We start from the raw sequence: 3,914 nt of genomic DNA on the forward strand, positions 1-3,914 counted from the left end.
ACGCTATCCAGGCGTTGGTTAGTTTCCTCATTGGCTTGCAGTGCCAATCGTGCAATCTCTCTTGGTGATGTTGGTAGCGCAAACTGTTTCGGGTTAAAGTAGTTTTCTTCCAACTCATCAAACATGTCCCAAGCTTGATCAGTTCCAAGCATTTTTGAATGCCGGCTAGCACCACGCTTAGTCCAAAGAATTAGTGTTTTAGCATTCTTCCCAACAAGGTCGAAAATTTCGACTCTGTCTTTGAACTCTTTGAGGGTCTTCCCTGTTAATTGGTAAAAATGTTTTCCTTTAACAAATTTGCTACGATTATTGGCAAAATTTTGCTTAATACGCCGAGACGTTGTTCCATAAAATTCAGCTAACTGTTCAGTAGTCAAAATTAGATCTCCGTTAAATTTAACTTGTTGTACTTCTCGCATGTGGATCATTCCTTTCTTTCTGCGATATACTTAACTTATTTAGATGGAAGCGAGGTAAAAATTATTGGAAATTGGTACACTTGTCGCGTGGATAGCATTGGTGTTAACCATTAGTCAGATAGCATGTTCAATCTACAAAAGTAGAACTAATGCTGATTTTGATTTGCTATGCGCCTCATTTGTTAAAGACAAGGTAATCTTAAAAATGGTTGTAACTAATCATTCTTCTAATGCACTCGTGATTAACAGCTTTAGGCTTCGTTATGATGACCCAACAGTATTTGCAAACTACACCGTTAATGGCATTAGTTACAAAATCACGAAATCTGTTAGTTCTGACGTTCTACCCTTGAGTTTTGCACCATATCAATCAAAGCCAATATTTTTGGTATTGTGCAAAGAAACGATGTGGGATCATAACTGGGCACTAAACGCTGACAGTAAATATAAATTTATCATTTATGAAAACGGCAAACGCAAACCTATAAGTAAAACGTTGCCAATAACACAACGAGTAATATCGCTTGAAGAATTAAGAAAGCTTGAGACTGATCTGATATAGAATTGACGAATCCTTCAAAAAAATTTCCACGAAGTGTGAATCGACTACCTAATGGTGATCCGCAATGTTCACAATAATTCCAGCTTTCTTTGTTCTTGTAACCACAGTAAGGGCATTTAGTAAACATTATTATTTTGCATAATTTCATCTCGTATGGTTACGCCTTTCTTTCTGCGATTAATGTTAATTACCTTCGAAATTAAATGGTGTAATTTGATTCATGTGGATCATTCCTTTCTATGCTGGTTGCTTAACTGGAAACTTCGGTTTTTCCGAATTAGGAGACAAATAAATATCACTTACACTAATCCCAAGAGCACCAGCAATTAAGTCCAAGTTGTTGAAACTAGCTTTTCTGATTCCGTCAATGCTCCGTTCATAGTTGTTAATTGTTCGTTCAGTTAAGCCAGTTTCACTAGCTAACTCGTTGACTCTAATGTCCTTCAAAGCTCTCCATTGCCTTAAAGTGTATTTTTCCTTCTTGTAATCCATCGACTGTTCCTCCTTTCCATTGAGCATACTTAAATAATATGCTTCGGTTTTTCCGAAGTCAACACTTTATTTCGCTTTTACCGAAATTTTATTCAGAAATACGTTTCCGTTTTTCCGAATAAATGCTATACTAGTAATTGTTAAGGAGGGAATAATATGTTTTCTACCAATTTGAAATATTTACGCAAGTTACATGGACTAGATCAACAATCATTTGCAAAGAAAATAAACAGAAGTGTTTCTACTGTTAGTGAATGGGAATCTGGAAAATATACGCCTAAGGCTGGAATATTGGCTGATATTGCAAACATGTTTAATGTGAAGCTAGACGACATGATGAGCAAAGATCTTTCTATCATTAAGGAAGATATATTTGATAATACTATCTCAGTAATGAAACTGTTGAACCCTGATCGTCAGCAAAATGTTTACAACTACGCCGACAACCAACTGAGAGAACAAAATAATACCATTGTACGTATGCCACGAACGCAAATTAAGCTGCTCGGTGCTGTATCTGCCGGTACTGGTGAGGAATTGCAAGACGATACAACCGAAGTTGATTACACAGGCACTGTGCCTGAATATGACTACGCCCTACAAGTCAATGGTGATTCTATGGAGCCATTGTTTGCTGACCAGCAAATTATATTTGTTAAGTATTCAGAGGAAGCATTTAATGGTCAAATCGTTATAGCCTATGTTGATGGTAAGGCTTACGTTAAGAAGTATCATTGCAATGAAGCTAAGTGTGAACTGGTTAGCTTAAACAGCAAATACGACCCAATTGATGTTAGTGGCAACGAAAACTTTAAGATAAAGGGTGTAGTTGTACTTTAAGTCCCCTATGCGGGACTTTGCTTATGCTTCAAAAAGAACACATGTTCTACATATTTAGCGGTATTATACTTACATAAGACCAGATACGGATGTCGGTAAAAGCTGGGGAATTTGGAGGAATAACTATAATGGGACTACTAATAATGATCGTCATCTTTCTAGCACTATGGAAGATATTAGGAACACTAGGACACATCTTTTTACCAATATTGGCCGTGCTATTTATCCTGGCAACCTGGATTCCTTCACAAGCAATTGTTATGGTGATTTGGGTGCCAATTGCGATATTATATTTTATCGGCTTAGCCGGGTATAAACATGCTAAGTAGAACTAGTATAAATATATTTTAATCGGGGTAAAATCTATGGAATTGTATGTAGGAACGTACAGCACATACGTGTTCGACTTCAACATTGTAATTGGCATCATTTGCTTCATAGCGCTAGTCGTCATGTTAGTTTACTGGATCCACAAACGAAAGTAGCACTCTCACCCACTACCAGCCTAGCGGGCAACATGCGAGCGTAGTTCAACGGTAGAACAACAACAAAGTATTTACACATATAATTACCTCCAAAGTTGCTATGCAGGTTCGAATCCTGCCACTCGCGTTGCAAGAAAATACAAGGAAGTGTCAAAATTGCCAAATGAAGATTATGGTTTTGTATATGCTTTAGAAAATAAGTCTTTTCCTGGATATATAAAAGTTGGTCAAACTAAAAATTTAAAGCAACGGCTTTTGCAATTTAATAGCACGGGTATTCCAGATGGAAAACCTACTTTACTACTATTTGCTGCCTTTCTAAATAACTATAAGAAAGCAGAACGCATCTTGCATAGAGCCTTATCTGACAAACGCGAAAGTAGTTCCAAGGAATTTTTTAAAGCCACTTACAATCAAGTAAAAGCCGAATTTGAACTATTAATTTTTAATGATTCAAATGCAGAATTAATCCGACCAGAAAAATATAATTCACTAATCACTGGAAAAACGTATATTGTATCCAAACGCAGAATAGGTACAAGGCCAAACAGAAATTTCCAATACCTTAGTATTCCGGCCGGCGCACAACTAACATTTAAAGAAGACCCAAGTATAAAAGTTACTGTGATTGACAAGAAAAATCATGTCCTGTGTCGCTGTGGAAAAGAGCATACTTTGTCAAGAGCTGCTATTTGTTGCTATGACTTTTTTCATGATGTCCCTATCGAACAGCAAGGTAAAGATCGGAATGGATTTGCGTGGTTTAAATACGAAAATACTATCATTTCAGACATCAAGCCAATGGTTAATCAGGAATTAGAGTAGTAACAAAAAAGCACATCCCACCGGCCAAAGTTTGAGATGTGACTAATTACGAAAGAAGTTTTACATGTGGATCCTGAGCTATTAAAATCAGTTTCTGACTTTGTTCCTAATACAACTAAAGAACAATTGTTTAACCCAACTGCAAATGCCATAGGTCGTGGAGTTGGAGGAATATTTGCATGGATATTTCAAAAACCTATTAAGTACGGAATAATTAAAGAGAAGGAGTTTGCAGATCTGGTAGATTGCAAATTTAATCCGAATTTTTGGACAAATTGTTCAGCATAACCT

General features: G+C 36.6%; 8 protein-coding genes and 1 tRNA gene. 6 read left to right on the forward strand and 3 right to left on the reverse strand.

Annotated features, from left to right (window positions below; genetic code table 11):
- Positions 1–419 (reverse strand): ORF6N domain-containing protein (locus DY78_RS12550; RefSeq protein ID WP_169817091.1); only part of this gene is annotated, 419 nt, incomplete at its 3' end.
- A 64-nt stretch (positions 420–483) separates the two neighbouring features.
- On the opposite strand from DY78_RS12550, the gene DY78_RS16460 reads away from it, so the two are divergent.
- The gene (locus DY78_RS16460; protein ID WP_024624468.1) at positions 484–981 is read left to right on the forward strand and encodes a hypothetical protein; all 498 of its coding nucleotides are present in this window, start codon (positions 484–486) and stop codon (positions 979–981) included.
- Here the strand turns inward: DY78_RS16460 and DY78_RS16890 are convergent.
- Both DY78_RS16890 and DY78_RS12560 read right to left on the reverse strand, forming a co-directional pair.
- Positions 902–1,129: a zinc-ribbon domain-containing protein gene (locus DY78_RS16890; RefSeq protein WP_082621245.1), complete on the reverse strand. Its 228-nt coding sequence runs from the start codon at positions 1,127–1,129 to the stop codon at positions 902–904. The genes DY78_RS16460 and DY78_RS16890 overlap by 80 nt on opposite strands.
- Positions 1,130–1,218: 89 nt before the next feature.
- Positions 1,219–1,473 (reverse strand): helix-turn-helix domain-containing protein, encoded by a 255-nt coding sequence (locus DY78_RS12560; RefSeq protein WP_024624469.1) that lies wholly within the window; start codon positions 1,471–1,473, stop codon positions 1,219–1,221.
- 156 nt (positions 1,474–1,629) lie between these two features.
- Here DY78_RS12560 and DY78_RS12565 point away from each other — a divergent pair, with 156 nt between their 5' ends.
- The 5 genes from DY78_RS12565 to DY78_RS12580 all read left to right on the forward strand — a co-directional run bounded on the left by DY78_RS12565 (position 1,630) and on the right by DY78_RS12580 (position 3,911).
- Positions 1,630–2,313 (forward strand): XRE family transcriptional regulator, encoded by a 684-nt coding sequence (locus DY78_RS12565; protein ID WP_082621246.1) that lies wholly within the window; start codon positions 1,630–1,632, stop codon positions 2,311–2,313.
- 128 nt (positions 2,314–2,441) lie between these two features.
- Entirely contained in the window at positions 2,442–2,642 is a 201-nt protein-coding gene (locus tag DY78_RS16655; RefSeq protein ID WP_003641358.1) for a hypothetical protein, read from the forward strand.
- 190 nt (positions 2,643–2,832) lie between these two features.
- A tRNA-OTHER gene (locus tag DY78_RS16205) sits at positions 2,833–2,925 on the forward strand.
- Positions 2,926–2,954: 29 nt separating this feature from the next.
- Entirely contained in the window at positions 2,955–3,623 is a 669-nt protein-coding gene (locus DY78_RS12575; protein WP_024624472.1) for a GIY-YIG nuclease family protein, read from the forward strand.
- 66 nt (positions 3,624–3,689) lie between these two features.
- A complete protein-coding gene (locus tag DY78_RS12580) occupies positions 3,690–3,911 on the forward strand; it encodes a hypothetical protein (protein WP_056993529.1) in 222 nt (73 codons plus the stop codon).
- Positions 3,912–3,914: the final 3 nt, after the last annotated feature.

Origin of the sequence: Lactiplantibacillus fabifermentans DSM 21115 (assembly GCF_000498955.2) — a bacterium.
GTDB classification, from domain to species: domain Bacteria; phylum Bacillota; class Bacilli; order Lactobacillales; family Lactobacillaceae; genus Lactiplantibacillus; species Lactiplantibacillus fabifermentans.

Bases quoted from the DNA above. Each gene is read 5' to 3' on its own strand.
- DY78_RS16890 (WP_082621245.1), bottom strand. From the start codon at position 1,129: ATGAAATTATGCAAAATAATAATGTTTACTAAATGCCCTTACTGTGGT.
- DY78_RS12565 (WP_082621246.1), top strand. From the start codon at position 1,630: ATGTTTTCTACCAATTTGAAATATTTACGCAAGTTACATGGACTAGAT.
- DY78_RS12560 (WP_024624469.1), bottom strand. From the start codon at position 1,473: ATGGATTACAAGAAGGAAAAATACACTTTAAGGCAATGGAGAGCTTTG.
- DY78_RS16655 (WP_003641358.1), top strand. From the start codon at position 2,442: ATGGGACTACTAATAATGATCGTCATCTTTCTAGCACTATGGAAGATA.